General features: G+C 60.3%; 14 protein-coding genes. 12 read left to right on the forward strand and 2 right to left on the reverse strand.

From position 1 onward, the window contains the following. Positions 1–25 precede the first annotated feature (25 nt). Entirely contained in the window at positions 26–241 is a 216-nt protein-coding gene (gene rpmE, locus HOC_RS14330) for a 50S ribosomal protein L31 (RefSeq protein WP_035539774.1), read from the forward strand. 164 nt (positions 242–405) lie between these two features. Here rpmE and HOC_RS21385 read toward each other — a convergent pair whose 3' ends face one another. Together HOC_RS21385 and HOC_RS14340 are read right to left on the reverse strand one after the other, a co-directional pair. Beyond that, positions 406–1986: a caspase family protein gene (locus HOC_RS21385; protein ID WP_051624922.1), complete on the reverse strand. Its 1581-nt coding sequence runs from the start codon at positions 1984–1986 to the stop codon at positions 406–408. A gap of 157 nt (positions 1987–2143) precedes the next feature. Continuing rightward, positions 2144–3601: an alanine/glycine:cation symporter family protein gene (locus HOC_RS14340; RefSeq protein ID WP_035539777.1), complete on the reverse strand. Its 1458-nt coding sequence runs from the start codon at positions 3599–3601 to the stop codon at positions 2144–2146. Positions 3602–3762: 161 nt separating this feature from the next. Here HOC_RS14340 and miaB point away from each other — a divergent pair, with 161 nt between their 5' ends. From miaB to HOC_RS14395, 11 genes are all read left to right on the forward strand, one after another. Beyond that, positions 3763–5139, forward strand: coding sequence for a tRNA (N6-isopentenyl adenosine(37)-C2)-methylthiotransferase MiaB (miaB, locus tag HOC_RS14345; RefSeq protein WP_035539779.1), 1377 nt, complete (start codon positions 3763–3765; stop codon positions 5137–5139). 38 nt (positions 5140–5177) lie between these two features. Next, a complete protein-coding gene (locus HOC_RS14350) occupies positions 5178–6119 on the forward strand; it encodes a PhoH family protein (RefSeq protein WP_035539884.1) in 942 nt (313 codons plus the stop codon). 8 nt (positions 6120–6127) lie between these two features. After that, positions 6128–6577 carry an rRNA maturation RNase YbeY gene (ybeY, locus tag HOC_RS14355; RefSeq protein ID WP_035539781.1) on the forward strand — a complete coding sequence of 150 codons (450 nt, stop codon included), beginning with the start codon at positions 6128–6130 and terminating at the stop codon, positions 6575–6577. A 13-nt stretch (positions 6578–6590) separates the two neighbouring features. Then, positions 6591–7457, forward strand: a complete 867-nt coding sequence (locus HOC_RS14360) for a transporter associated domain-containing protein (RefSeq protein ID WP_035539782.1) — start codon at positions 6591–6593, stop codon at positions 7455–7457. A gap of 3 nt (positions 7458–7460) precedes the next feature. Continuing rightward, positions 7461–9104, forward strand: coding sequence for an apolipoprotein N-acyltransferase (gene lnt, locus HOC_RS14365; protein WP_035539783.1), 1644 nt, complete (start codon positions 7461–7463; stop codon positions 9102–9104). A 41-nt stretch (positions 9105–9145) separates the two neighbouring features. Further along, a complete protein-coding gene (locus HOC_RS14370; protein ID WP_035539786.1) occupies positions 9146–9565 on the forward strand; it encodes a helix-turn-helix domain-containing protein in 420 nt (139 codons plus the stop codon). 34 nt (positions 9566–9599) lie between these two features. Continuing rightward, positions 9600–10301 carry a tRNA (guanosine(46)-N7)-methyltransferase TrmB gene (trmB, locus tag HOC_RS14375; protein ID WP_035539788.1) on the forward strand — a complete coding sequence of 234 codons (702 nt, stop codon included), beginning with the start codon at positions 9600–9602 and terminating at the stop codon, positions 10299–10301. A gap of 181 nt (positions 10302–10482) precedes the next feature. Continuing rightward, positions 10483–10692 carry a cold-shock protein gene (locus tag HOC_RS14380; protein WP_034736399.1) on the forward strand — a complete coding sequence of 70 codons (210 nt, stop codon included), beginning with the start codon at positions 10483–10485 and terminating at the stop codon, positions 10690–10692. Positions 10693–10889: 197 nt separating this feature from the next. Next, positions 10890–11489, forward strand: coding sequence for a ribosome maturation factor RimP (rimP, locus tag HOC_RS14385; RefSeq protein ID WP_035539790.1), 600 nt, complete (start codon positions 10890–10892; stop codon positions 11487–11489). Beyond that, positions 11486–13249 (forward strand): transcription termination factor NusA, encoded by a 1764-nt coding sequence (nusA, locus tag HOC_RS14390; protein WP_035539794.1) that lies wholly within the window; start codon positions 11486–11488, stop codon positions 13247–13249. Before rimP ends, nusA begins: the two co-directional genes overlap by 4 nt. Beyond that, entirely contained in the window at positions 13224–13901 is a 678-nt protein-coding gene (locus HOC_RS14395; protein ID WP_035539795.1) for an RNA-binding protein, read from the forward strand. The genes nusA and HOC_RS14395 overlap by 26 nt, the downstream gene beginning before the upstream one ends. Positions 13902–13908: the final 7 nt, after the last annotated feature.

The following is a 13908-nucleotide window of genomic DNA, read 5'->3' on the forward strand; positions in this document are numbered from 1 at the left end:
GTGAGGAGACGGGGCGGACCATCCCATTAAAGAAGGGCATCCCGATTATCACTTCGTTACCGTTGTGATGACCGATGGCACCGAATATCAGACCCGTTCCACCTATGGCGCCGAAGGCGACAAGCTGGTTCTGGATATTGACTCCAAGTCGCATCCGGCGTGGACTGGCGGCGACGGCAAGATGCTCGACCGCGGTGGCCGCGTGTCGCGCTTCAAGGACAAATTCAAAGGCTTCATGTAAGACCGACGGGTCTTCTATGATGCGTAGAGTGGGATTGCCCCGGCCTTATGGCCGGGGTTTTTCTCATTCTGGGCCAAGATTCGGGCTGTTCCGTAGACTATCCGGGCAGTATCCGGGGTTTTTACGGGCATTCTTTCGGGCACGCCGGGGCGCGCCGCCGTGCCTCAGTTTTTCTTTTTCTGGATATAAGATTTCCCCATATCCAGCTCTGGCAGCGGGGCCTGCTGCTGCTGTTCCTGCTGATAAGGCAGTTTCGACTTCATCTGCTCCTGCACATAGGGAACGACCGACTTCTGCTCGAGCAGCCCACTCACGGCGCCCAGCCGGATCTGCAGCGTTCCCCAGTCTTTCCCGGAACATTGACCCGCTTTTACCGCCGCCTGCAGCACGCCGTCATTCAGCCGCTCATGATCATAAGTCCGGCACGTTCCGTATATTTCGCTCCAGCGCCGGTCAGTACAGCGATCGGTGCGGGCATAGGCATCAAGGCAGGTGATGGATGAGCGGAAGTCATTTGGCTGTGCCGCATATTTCTGGGCGAAAGCCGCCTCGTTCTGCGCTTCCCATGTGTAACGCTTCATGATCGCCGGCCAGCCCTTGGCCGTACACATGCCCTCACTCACCGTCCGCGACAGCCCGCCATCATCCAGCAGGGCATGTTCATAGGTCTTGCAGTCCTCGTAGACGCTGCTCCAGTCATCCGGCTTGCACATATCCGCCTTGGCATGATCCGCGATACAGGCGAGCGACGCGCTTATGTCAGATCCGCTGGCAACGACTGTGGGCGTGTAAACCGGCGCACCAGGCGTACTTTCAGCCAGGTCCCGTCCATCGATTCCGTCGGTTGCATTGCAGGTTGCGGCCCGCTCACGGGCGAGCGCGGCCAGTGGACTTGCTGGATATTGGTCAAGGAAAGCGGCGTATTCGCAGGGGCTTTGAGCGAGGTCGAACACGGTCTGCTCGGCGCTGGAGATGCCGGTACCTGCCATGCATTGGGCAAAACAGATGTCCTCGCCCGTCAGGCCGCTATTGTAGAACGGGGTCTGGGCGCCCTCCGTTGCGGTGCTCACACGGTCGGCAACACGCTTGAAGACCTGTTCCGCAATCAGCCCATCCGTCGGCAGCACGGCCGCCAGAGCTTCGGTAAAGGGGCTATGCTGGTTTTCCCCATCAAAGGCTGTAAAGCCCGGCTCCGTCGCATAGGCGATCAACAGTCCTCGTGCGCGTCCGACAGGCGCGAGGCCGCCTGAGAGGTCCCTGGTCGCGCTGGGCAGCGGGTTATTGCGGCAGGCGTCGAGGATGACGAAATTCACCGAATTGCCCGCGCTGTTTATGTATTGCAGGGCATCGCCGAGGCGTGGCGCCTGCCGCCAGAGGTCCTGCTCGGTGCGCGCATTGGCGTCGACAGGGACCAGATAGTTCAGCCCCTCCGACTGAACCCCATGACCCGCATAATAAAACACACCGATCGCGTCGGTCCCGGCCGCTTTCAGGCGCTCGCCATAATCCTGGAAGGCGACTTCCATTTCGTCTTCCGTGGCATTCTTCACTTCCACCACTTCAAAGCCGATCTGCTGCAATGTCTGCGAAATCAGATCGGCGTCCTTGGCCGGATTGGGCAGGTCCCAGCCTGACTGGCGATAGTCGGAATTGCCGATCACCAACGCGATGCGCGGCTGAGCGATGGCAAGACCTGACAGGCAGGTCATGGCGGCCAACAAGCTAAGAGCGAATTTGCGTATCATCGTCTGTGTCCCCACACGTCATGGCATATTAAGCCAGAAATCCTCCTCTCACGGAACCCTCCTATTCACCTGAGGCGAGAGTTTGGACATGCCGCGCAAGAAAAAGCCCCGCCCCCGGCGAACGGGAGCGGGGCCTGACTTGCCTCGAAGATTCGGCCTATTCTGCTGGCGGGATTGCAGAATCCTCGTCAGCCGCATTCTTCTTCGCCGCGAAATAATCCTTTGTCAGCTTGAACACGATCGGGCTCAGAACAACCAGCGCGACAAGGTTCGGCGCAGCCATCATCCCTGTCAAAGTGTCCGCCACGAGCCAGAAAAGGTTCACAAGGTTCTTGACTTCGCCTTCGAACATCAGCGCGGCAGCGCCGAAGAACACGACGATAATCCAGCTGATACGAAACGGAAGGATCGACTTTTCGCCGAACAGGTATTCGCAGCAGCGCTCACCATAATAGCTCCAGCCGAGAATGGTCGTGAAACCGAACACGGTGAGCCCGATGGCAACGATGTGCTGGCCAATCCCCGGCAAGGAGGCATCAAAGGCCGCCACGGTCAGCGGCGCACCTGTATCACAGCCGGCGGCCTGTCCATTGGCCAGGATGTCATGGGCGGTTGCAGCCGTCGGCATGCAATCCACACCCAGAACACCGGAGGTCAGGATAACCAGCGCCGTAATCGAGCAAACGATCAGCGTATCGATGATCGTACCCAGCATCGCGATAATGCCCTGATCGACAGGATCATGGTTCTTGGCCGCAGCATGCGCGATCGGCGCAGACCCCTGGCCTGCTTCGTTGGAGAAAATACCCCGGGCAACACCTTTCTGCATCGCCAGCATCAGGAGGCCGATCGAAATACCGGTGCCAGCACTGTCAAACCCGAATGCACCCCGGAATATTTGACCAAAAGCAGCCGGAACGGCTTCAATATTCAGCGCAACGACCAGCAGACCACCGGCCAGATAGGATAAGGCCATAATGGGCACCAGCTTACTGGCAACGCTGGCAATCCGCTGGATACCACCGAGAATAACCGCCGCAGCGCCGACCGACAGGGCGACGGCAGAGATGATAGGGGTGATGCCATAAGTGGAATTGAGGGCATCAGCGATGGAGTTCGACTGGATCGATGCGCCCGTGCCCCAGCTTGCGAGAACACCAAGGGTGGCAAATACGCCGCCCAGCCAGATCCACTTCGAACCCATACCGTTCTTGATGTAATACATCGGCCCGCCGACATGGCGCCCCTCTGCATCAATTTCCCGGAATTTCACGGCCAGCACGCCTTCGGAATACTTGGTCGCCGTGCCGACAATGGCCGTCATCCACATCCAGAATACCGCGCCCGGGCCGCCAATGGCGATGGCCGCGGCAACGCCGGCAATATTGCCGGTGCCGATTGTGGACGACAGCGCCGTCATCAGGGCGCCGAACGGGGTCACATCACCTTCGTCATTGCTGTCGGGCTTCTTGAACAGCTGTTTGAAGGCGTAAGGTAGCCGCGTCACCGACAGGAAACGCAGGCCGATCGTCAGATACAGACCTGTTCCGAGCAGCAGGGTCAGCATCGGAATGCCCCATACCAGCCCGTTGAGCGAGTGAATCAGATTTTCCATGGGCCTCCCCGGCCTCCCTGTTTGATTAAACTGGCGCCACCCTAGCCACGTTTGCCCTCATGTGAAGCTTTAGTCACTTTGCCAACCGGGCCCAACTGCCATTCCCCAACAGCCGCACAAGGTTCTGGCAGAACGGGCGCTTTTGAGGCATAAGCCCGCGGATGAATTCAACCGACACCGCAAAGCCCGCCAAAGGTCTCTTTATCCGGACCTATGGCTGCCAGATGAACGTATATGATTCCGAACGCATGCGTGATGTCTTGCGCCCCCTCGGCTATGCGCCGGTTGATGGGCCCGAAGACGCCGACCTTGTCGTCCTCAACACCTGCCACATCCGCGAAAAGGCGACCGAAAAGGTCTATTCCGAACTTGGCCAGCTGAAGAAGATGAAAGAGGCCTCCGGCGGCCGGATGACGATTGCCGTAGCAGGTTGCGTCGCCCAGGCCGAAGGCGAAGAGCTTATCCGCCGCCAGCCGGCAGTTGACCTCGTGCTGGGCCCACAGGCCTATCACAAGCTGCCGGAAATGATCGCCCGCGTCAGCCGCGCCGTTGGTGACCGCCTGGAAACCGAGTTCGAGACGCTCGAAAAGTTCGACGCCCTGCCGAAAGCCCGTGAAGTGGATGGTCCCGCCGCTTTCCTCTCGGTGCAGGAAGGCTGCGACAAGTTCTGCACGTTCTGTGTCGTGCCCTACACACGCGGCGCCGAGCTCTCGCGCAGTGTCGATGATATCGTTGCCGAGGCGCGCGGCCTTGCGGCGCAGGGCGTTCGCGAAATCACCCTTCTCGGCCAGAACGTGAACGCCTTCCACGGCGCAGCTCCTGTCCTTGAAGGCGTGGCTGACTGGACGCTTGGCCAGCTTTGCCGCCACATTGCCAAGATCGGCGGCATTGACCGCATCCGTTACTCAACAAGCCACCCGCGCGATATGGATGACGACCTGATCGCTGCCCACGGCGACACGTCCGCCATGATGCCTTTCCTGCACCTGCCCGTGCAGTCCGGCTCCGATCGCATTCTCAAGGCCATGAACCGTGGCCACACAGCAGCCGATTTCCACGAGATCATACGCAAAGTACGCGCGGCCCGGCCGGACATAGGCCTCGCCTCCGATTTCATCGTCGGTTTTCCGGGCGAGACCGATGACGATTTCGAAGCAACGATGGACCTCATCCGACAGACAGGCTTCGCCACGGCCTATTCATTCAAATACTCCAAGCGCCCCGGCACGCCGGCCGCCGAGATGTTCGGCCAGGTGCCGGAAGACGTGAAGGATGCCCGCTTGCAGGCCCTTCAATCCCTGCTGCGTGACCAGCAAACGGCCTTCAATGCCTCATGTATCGGTCGGACAATGGACGTACTTGTCACCGGCAAGGGACGACGCCCGGGCCAGATCCATGGCCGCTCGCCCTATCAGCAGGCCGTCCACTTCGAAGGACCGGAAAGCATGATCGGCCAGATCGCCTCTGTGCGCATGATCGATTCCAGCATGAATTCACTGACCGGCGAATGCTTATCGGTCCGAGAGGACGCCGCGTGACCGTCAAGCGCCGTAAGCCCGCCTCGCCCGAGGCACCGATCAGCCGCATCTACGAAGTCCGCAATGCCGAGCGGCTGCGGGACCTGTGCGGCCCGCACCATCGCCATCTCCAGATACTTGAGACCAAGCTGGCCGATTTCGGCCTGCGCGCCGAAAGCCAGGGCGGCGGGATCCTGCTGATCGGCACCGCAGAAGGGGTTTCCATCGCGGAGGCGACGCTGGCCGAACTCGAACGCCGCATCCGCAGCGGCACGGAGGCCAATGACATGGAAGTCGAAGGCGCCCTCGAAGCAGCCCTCACCCCTGCCCAGACATTTGGAGGATTGGTCGGCCTTAAAAAGCCAATCAAGCCCCAGACACGCGGTCAGGCCAAGTACCTCGAACTGCTTGCAAATGCTGACAATGCCCTCGTCTTTGGCGTCGGCCCGGCCGGCACAGGCAAGACATTCCTCGCCGTCGCGGCAGGCGTTGCAGAACTCACCACGGGCCTGCGCCAGCGCCTGATCGTAACCCGCCCGGCCGTTGAGGCGGGCGAGAAGCTCGGCTTCCTGCCGGGTACGCTTGAGGAAAAAGTCGACCCCTACATGCTGCCGATCTGGGACGCCCTGCGCGACCTTATGGGACAGGAGCAAATGGAACGGCGCATGGCGCGCGGTGAAATCGAGGTTGCTCCACTCGCCTTCATGCGCGGCCGTACGCTCAAGAATGCGTTCGTCATCGTCGATGAGGCACAGAACACGTCCGTCGCCCAGATGAAAATGGTGCTGACCCGCCTTGGCCGCGACAGCCGCATGGTGGTGACGGGCGATCCCGGACAAGTCGACCTTCCGGGCAGCCAGCCATCCGGGATGAAACACGCCCTGCGCATTCTTGAAGGCGTCGATGGCATTCAGGCGCATTACCTCACGGCTGCAGACGTTGTCCGCCACGGGCTCGTCAGCCGCATCATCGATGCCTACGCGGCCGCCGGAGAGGGCTGACCCACACAATGATCGATATCGACCTGATCGTTGAAGATGACGGCTGGGACGCCCTCGGAAACCTCGAAGCCCTGAGCCAGCGCGCCTTCGATGCCGGGCGCAGCGTGGAACGGGCTGACGGCACCGTGTCGCTTCTCCTGACTGACGACGCTGTGCTCCAACAGCTCAACAAGGACTTCCGCGGCATCGACAAGGTGACCGACGTCCTGTCCTTCCCGGCCCTGCCGATGGATCGCCCGCTTCTCGGCGATATTGCCGTCGGATATGGCATCAGCACACGCGATGCCGCCGCACAGGGCAAAACACTCGCAGACCACCTCACCCACCTCCTTGTCCATGGCTATCTCCACCTGCTCGGGCATGATCACATGCAGCCGGACGAAGCCGAGATCATGGAAGCCCTGGAAATCGCGGCCCTTGCCTCACTCGGCATAGCCAATCCCTATGAGTCAGATTAAAGCACCTAATTAGATGAGCGACCCAGACCCTTCAGACCCTGTCCCTAGCGGGCGATTACGCAAGATGTTCGGCTTTGGCCGCAAGGGACACGATGCCGAACATCAGCCGTCCGACGCCGTTGATGGTGCGCCGACCGTCACCCCCCACGACATGCGGCTGCGCATCGTCGAGTTCGAGCAGCTCCGCGTTGAAGACGTCATGGTGGCGCGCGCGGAAGTAAAAGCTGTTGAAGTCGGCACTGAGTTTCCCGATCTTCTGAAGTATTTCGCCGAAGTGACCCACTCACGACTGCCCGTCTTCCGGGAGTCGCTCGATGATCCGATCGGCTTTGTCCACATCAAGGATGTTGTGAAGGAACTCGCCACAGGCGGCGAAATCAACAAGCGGCCGCTTGAGCGCCTGCACCGCGAAGTGCTCTATGTCCCGCCTTCGATGAAGCTGACAGATCTGCTTGTGAAGATGCAATCAACGCGGATACATCTTGGTCTTGTCGTCGATGAATACGGCGGCACAGATGGCCTAGTGTCCCTTGAAGACCTGGTCGAAGAAATCGTCGGTGACATAGAAGACGAACACGACGATGAGGAGCCCATGTTCGTGCGCCGGAGCCAGCGGGTCTGGGAAGCCGATGCACGCACCGAAATCGACGATTTCGCAGAGGAAACCGGAATTGATCTTGAACTCGCCGACATGGAAACGGACATCGACACGCTTGGCGGTGTTGTCTTCGCGCTTGCGGGCAAGGTACCTGTCCGTGGTGAAGTCCTGCGCCACCCCAGCGGCGTCGAAATCGAGGTCATGGATGCAGACGCGCGCCGCATACGGCGCCTTCGCCTGCGCACACCGGAGACTGGCGCAGAGCCAATTCCCCAGGAGTAGAGTATGAAAGACGGAGTGCGCAGCCACGGGTTCACCGCCCTTGGCCCCCTGCATGAGGCGTTCGCGCGCCTGACGGGCTGGGCCGCCGCCGGCACAGCCTTCCTGCTGGGCGCTTTCTCGGCGGTCGCCTTCGCACCTTTTCACTTCAGCGCCGTACTGGTTATTTCCTTCACTGGCCTCGTCTGGATGCTGGATGGCGCCCGAGGTCACAGGCGCTGGGGCAGGGCCGTGTTCCTGCGGACCTGGGCCTTTGGGGTCGGCTTCTTCCTGATCAGCATGCACTGGACAGCGGCGCCCTTCCTCGTCGAGCCCGAAAAATACGCGATCTTTCTGTGGATGCCACTGATCCTGCTGCCTGCCGGCATGGCCCTGATCTGGGGCGCAGCGGGCGCCATGGCAGGCGCTTTCTGGTCAGCCTCGCCCTCGCGGGTTTTCGTTTTTGCCCTTTTCTTCTCGCTAGCTGAATTTGTACGCGGGCATTTGTTCGGCGGCTTCCCCTGGAACCTGCCTGGCACTACCTGGGTCCCCGGCGGCGCGCTTTCGCAGGCCGCGTCCATCGGCGGTGTCTACTGGCTCACCCTTCTCACTGTCTTCGTAATGGCCGCCCCCGCCGCATTGGTAGACACCCGCGATATGCGCGGCCTCGCCGTGCGCATGATGCCTGTGTTTGGCGCCGGCATACTCGTTGCCCTTGGCTGGGCATGGGGCGCGCAGCGGATTGCCGAGCCGTCGCCGCTGTCCGACACGCAAATCGTGCTGATGGATTCCGGCGTGCCACAGGACAAGAAATGGGAAGTCGGGCCAGACCCCATCCTCAACGAATACATCAAGATGATGACGACAGAGGAAGGCGCCCCGGGCGACATCATCCTCTGGCCGGAAGGCGCTATCCCGGTGAACCTGCTGCAGGACCCCAACGCCATCGACATCATCGATGCCTACCTCGGGCCGCGTGTCCTCATAGCTGGGACCACGCGCTATGAAATAACGGGTGATGACGCGCGCGATTATTTCAACAGCCTGACCGTCATCGACCAGAGCGCCGCGCGCTCCGGCCCCCTCGCACTCTATGACAAGCACAGGCTTGTCCCCTTTGGCGAACTTGCCGCCGCCGAGGTCATTCCATTCGGCCGCTACATTTCCGGTATCCTTCCCGGCGCCATGCAGCGCATGGCAACGGATGGTTTCAAGCCGGGCCCTGGCCCTGCCGTGATCTATGCAGACAACGTCCCGCCTTTTGTTGCCATGATCTGCTACGAAGGCCTCTTTCCCTCTATCCCGCGCAACGCGAACCTGAATGGTCGAGCCGACTGGTTGGTGCTGATTTCCAACGACGCATGGTTCGGGGGCGGAATGGGCCCGGCACAGCATTATGCACAGAATCGCTACCGCGCGATCGAGACCGGCCTGCCCATGGCACGCGTTGCCAGCCGTGGGGCGTCAGGAATTGTTGATGGCTATGGCCGCGAAGTTTTGCGCGGGACACCCTATGCCAGCGCACCCGAAGGCTGGAGTGCCGCTTACGGTCGCGGCCGTTTGCCGGTGCCTGCGGAAGAGACAATTTACCAACACCGCATCGGCATAATTCTCTTCTGGCTGAGCATCTGTCTATTCGCAGGTCTAGCTTTCGCAAGCTGGCGGCGTTAAAGTGTCATGAAAATACAAGCGCTAAGCACTCCGGGTGGGATATGTCAGAGAACAAACTACCGAGCGGAATTGATCGAGTGGTAGGCCAGCGGGTGCGCTGGCGTCGGCGGGAGCTGAAACTCACACAGGAAAAGCTCGGCGAACTTTTGAGCCTCACCTTCCAGCAAGTCCAAAAATACGAGAAGGGCGTTAACCGTATTTCGGCCGGCAGGCTCTTCGAAATAGCCTCCGTACTCGGTGTTCCGATAACGTATTTTTACGAAGGTGCGGAAAATTTTGTCGAGCATGAGAATGCTCAGTTTGCCGAGGATGGCGACGACATTCACGCCCCGGTGATGAATTCGGAAATGCTTGAGCTCATTGCCGCATTCCAGAAGATAGAAGACATGTCGCTGCGCAAGTCCCTGCTCAACACTGTGCGCGCTGCAGCCTCTGCATTCGAGTTCAAACAACAGGATTGATTGCCCCGGCACGCTGGGGCAATAGGCGGGGATCATGACCTCCCCCACACAAGATCCCTCCACCCGCCCCATCCGCACATTTGGGCGCAAGGGCGGCCGCCCGCTGTCTGGCCGACAGCAGGAGCTTATCGACAGCCTGTTGCCGCGCCTCACCGTTCCTGTCGGCACGCCGGGCCTGCTCGACCCCCACACCCTATTTTCAACGCCGGGGCCCGTTTGCCTTGAGATAGGCTTCGGCGGTGGAGAGCACCTGATCGAACAGGCCCGCCGCGCACCTGAGACAGGCTTCATCGGCTGCGAGCCCTTCATCGAAGGCATGGCCAAGGCGCTTGTCGGCGTTGAGGACAACTCCCTCGCCAACGTCCGGCTGTGGATGGAAGATGCCCGCACACTCATCGACAGCCTCACCGATGCGTCTGTGGATCAGGTCTTCATCCTTTTTCCTGACCCCTGGCCCAAGAAGCGTCAGCAGAAGCGGCGCCTTGTCCAGCCCGGCTTCCTGCAATCATTGCACCGCATCCTGTCGCCCGGCGCCCGAGTGCGTTTTGCAACCGATGTCGCAAGCTATGCTGACGAAGCGCTCGGCCGATTCCTAGCGCATGGCGGCTTCGAATGGCAGGCCGAGCGCGCTTCTGACTGGCGTTCGGCGCCTGCTGACCATGTGCCTACCCGTTACGAAGCCAAGCAGTTGGGTGACTGCAAACCGGTCTGGTTCGACTTCCGTGTGCAACCCTAACTGGATATACTTGACGAAATGTCGCACTTGTGTGTTTCATAAGGTCATCGAATTCGGTCGGTCTGAATATCAAGACCCCGTCAGACCGGCGGCTATGACTTTCTTCCTACCCGTTTCGATAGGCGGATCAGGTTCATGAGGGTTCCTGGACGTTTTGGCTAAACGCGAAGGAATTTAAGTAATGGCAACTGGCAAAGTGAAATGGTTCAACGACCAGAAGGGCTTCGGCTTCATCAAGCCTGATGATGGCGGCACGGACGTTTTCGTCCATATTTCGGCTGTTGAGCGCTCCGGCCTGCGGACGCTGGCCGAAGACCAGGCGATCTCCTACGAACTCTATAAGGACGAACGCCGCGGCAAGACCTCAGCTGTGGATCTGAAGATTCTCTAGTCATCATTTCGTCCTCATAGACGATCTGCAGCGGCGGTCCTGACCACAGGGCCGCCGCTTTGCTGTCTGGCCGTTACTGGACTATACACTCGACATACCTGACATCCGGCTCTATATAGCGCCCAAGTCGAAAAATATCGGCGGCGGTTCCGGCAACGGGGCCGCCGTTTTTCTTTGCCTGGATTTGCCCTAATACAATGATTGCCCTGACCGAACAGGAACGCCGTATTCTCGAGATCGCTGCCCCCGTGGCCGAGCGGCTCGGGCTTGAGATCGTACGTCTGCGCGTCATGGGCGGACGTCGGCCAGGCCTGCAGATCATGACCGAACGGGCCGGCGGCGCCCCGACCAGCGTCGAGGATTGCGCCAAACTCTCGCGGGCCCTCAGCCCTGTGTTCGAGGAAGCCGATCCGATCAAGGAAGCCTATGTGCTGGAAGTCTCGACGCCCGGCATTGACCGCCCACTGACCCGGCCCGGGGATTTCGGCCGCTGGGTGGGACATGAAGTCAGGATCGAACTGGCACGCCCGCTTGATGGCCGGCGCCGCTTTACCGGCACGATCACGGGTGAAGACGAAGACGGCGCGCATATCGAACTGGACGATGAGACCAAACTGGTTGCCCATGTAAATGAGATGAGCCGCGCCTCACTCGTCCTCACCGACGCGCTGATTGAGGCTGCCCGCGCTGACGGCAGCCTGCCGCCGCAAATGGACGAAGACGGTCTTGAGGAATTCGAGATCGACGAAACCGAAGACGACACAGATACAAACGAGAAGACGGGAGACGTCACATGAACACAATCGGCGTTTCAGCCAACAGGCTGGAAATCCTGCAGATTGCCAAGGCAGTCGCAGAGGAAAAATCGATCGACCAGCGCATCGTCGTCGAAGCCATGCAGGAGGCGATCGAAAAGGCCGCCAAGGCCAAGTACGGCCAGGAGCATGACATCCGCGCGAAGATCGACGCGACAACGGGCGAACAGACGCTCTGGCGCATTCAAACAGTCGTCGCTGATGCTGACCTTGAAGACGAATCCAAGGAACTGCGCCTCTCGGAAGCCAAGCGCATCGATTCCGAACTGGAAGTCGGCAGCGAACTGAAGGAAGAGCTCCCGCCCTTCGATTTCGGCCGTGTCGCCGCGCAGACTGCCAAACAGGTGATCATGCAGAAGGTGCGCGATGCAGAGCGCGAGCGCCAGTATAATGAATACAAGGACCGTGTCGGCGAGATCATCAACGGCATCGTCAAGCGCGTCGAATATGGCCACATCATCGTCGACCTGGGCCGCGCAGAGGGCATCATCCGCCGCAATGACGGTATCCCGCGCGAGAACTTCCAGCCAAACGACCGCGTCCGCGCCTACCTCTACAAGGTCAGCCGCGAAGTGAAGGGCCCGCAGATCTTCCTGTCGCGCGCCGCGCCTGACTTCATGGTCAAGCTGTTCGCTCAGGAAGTACCTGAAGTGTATGATGGCGTTATCAATATCCGTGCCTGCGCCCGCGACCCGGGCAGCCGCGCGAAAATCGGCGTTATCTCGAACGATAGCTCGATCGATCCGGTCGGTGCCTGTGTCGGTATGCGCGGTGCGCGCGTGCAGGCTGTTGTCGGCGAGCTCTCGGGCGAGAAAATCGACATCATCCCGTGGAACTATGACGACGCGACCTTCATCGTGAACGCCCTGCAGCCGGCCGAAGTGTCGAAAGTGGTGCTGGACGAAGAGGAACGCCGCGTTGAAGTCGTCGTCGCTGATGACCAGTTCCCGCTGGCCATTGGTCGCCGCGGCCAGAACGTGCGCCTCGCCTCCCAGCTCACCGGCTGGCAGATCGACCTCGTGACAGAGTCTGCCGACTCCGAGCGCTACCAGCGCGAATTCCAGGAGCGCACAGACCTCTTCATGAAGGCCCTTGATGCCGACGAAACGCTGGCCCAACTGCTCGCGTCCGAAGGCTTCGAGACGGTCGAAGAGATCGCCTTCGTGGCACCGGAAGACTTCATCCAGATCGAAGGCTTCGATGAGGACGTCGCTGCAGAGCTGCAGGAACGCGCCCGCGAATTCCTCGATCGCCTCGCCGCTGAAAACGACGCCAAGCGTCGTGAACTCGGCGTTGAAGACGAAGTCATGGAACTCGACAGCATGACGCCAGCCTTCGCCGTGAAACTCGGCCAGGAGGGCGTGAAGACTGTTGAAGACGTAGCTGGCCTCGTGCCCGACGACATCACCGGCTTCCGTGAGCCCGGTCCTGATGGCAAGCCTGTCTGGGTCGAGGGCATCCTGAAGAAGGGCGAAATGCGCAAGGACGACGCCCAGATGTTCATCATGAAGGCCCGCGTCATCGCTGGCTGGATCGAACAGGACGCCATCGAACAGCTGATCGCTGCACAGCAGCCTGAAGAAACGTCGACGGCTGACCTGACCGAAGAAGAACGCGCCCTGCTCGCCCTTGGCGATCTCGGCGGCGCAGATGCGGCAGACGCCGCGCTTGAAGAGCTTGAGTTTGATCTCGACGCCCTGGCAGCGGAGGGCGGCGATGACGAAGCCGCACCGAAAGAGTGATCCGCGCTTAGCCGGCACTGCAGGTGATACGACGGATGGGGAGGGCCCCGTCCGTCAGTGCGCCGTGACGCGAGAGCGTCTGGCGCAGACGGAGATGGTGCGCTTTGTGCTATCGCCCGACATGGTCGTCACACCTGACATCAATTCAAAGCTTCCGGGCCGCGGTGTATGGGTGAAGGCTGATCGCCAGACAATCGAGCTGGCGGCAACCAAAGGCGCCTTCGCGCGTGGTTTCAAAATGCAGGTAAAAGTGCCCGATGGCCTGGTTGATCAGGTCGAAGGCCTTCTGCTGAAACGTTGCCAGAGTGTGCTCGGCATGGCGAAGAAGGCGGGGGGCGTGATCCTTGGTTACGACCAGGTGAAGGACGCACTGCGCAACAGAACCCACGGAATCCTGCTTGAGGCGTCCGATGGTGCAGAAGATGGGCGCAACAAGGTGTATTTTCTCGCGAAAGCATTATATAGCAGCGTGAACGTCGCTGGGGCTCTCACCTCGGCGGAATTGGGCATGGCTTTTGGCCGGGAGCGTGTGATACACGGTCTCGTCCGCAAGGGAGCCATTGCGAAGACGTGGACTCTGGCCTATCGCCGGTTGACCGGCTTTCGCGAAGCCCCCGAATTGAACTGGTTCAAGGATCAGGATCGGTCTTGAAAACTTG

This window comes from Hyphomonas oceanitis SCH89 (assembly GCF_000685295.1).
Lineage (GTDB): Bacteria > Pseudomonadota > Alphaproteobacteria > Caulobacterales > Hyphomonadaceae > Hyphomonas > Hyphomonas oceanitis.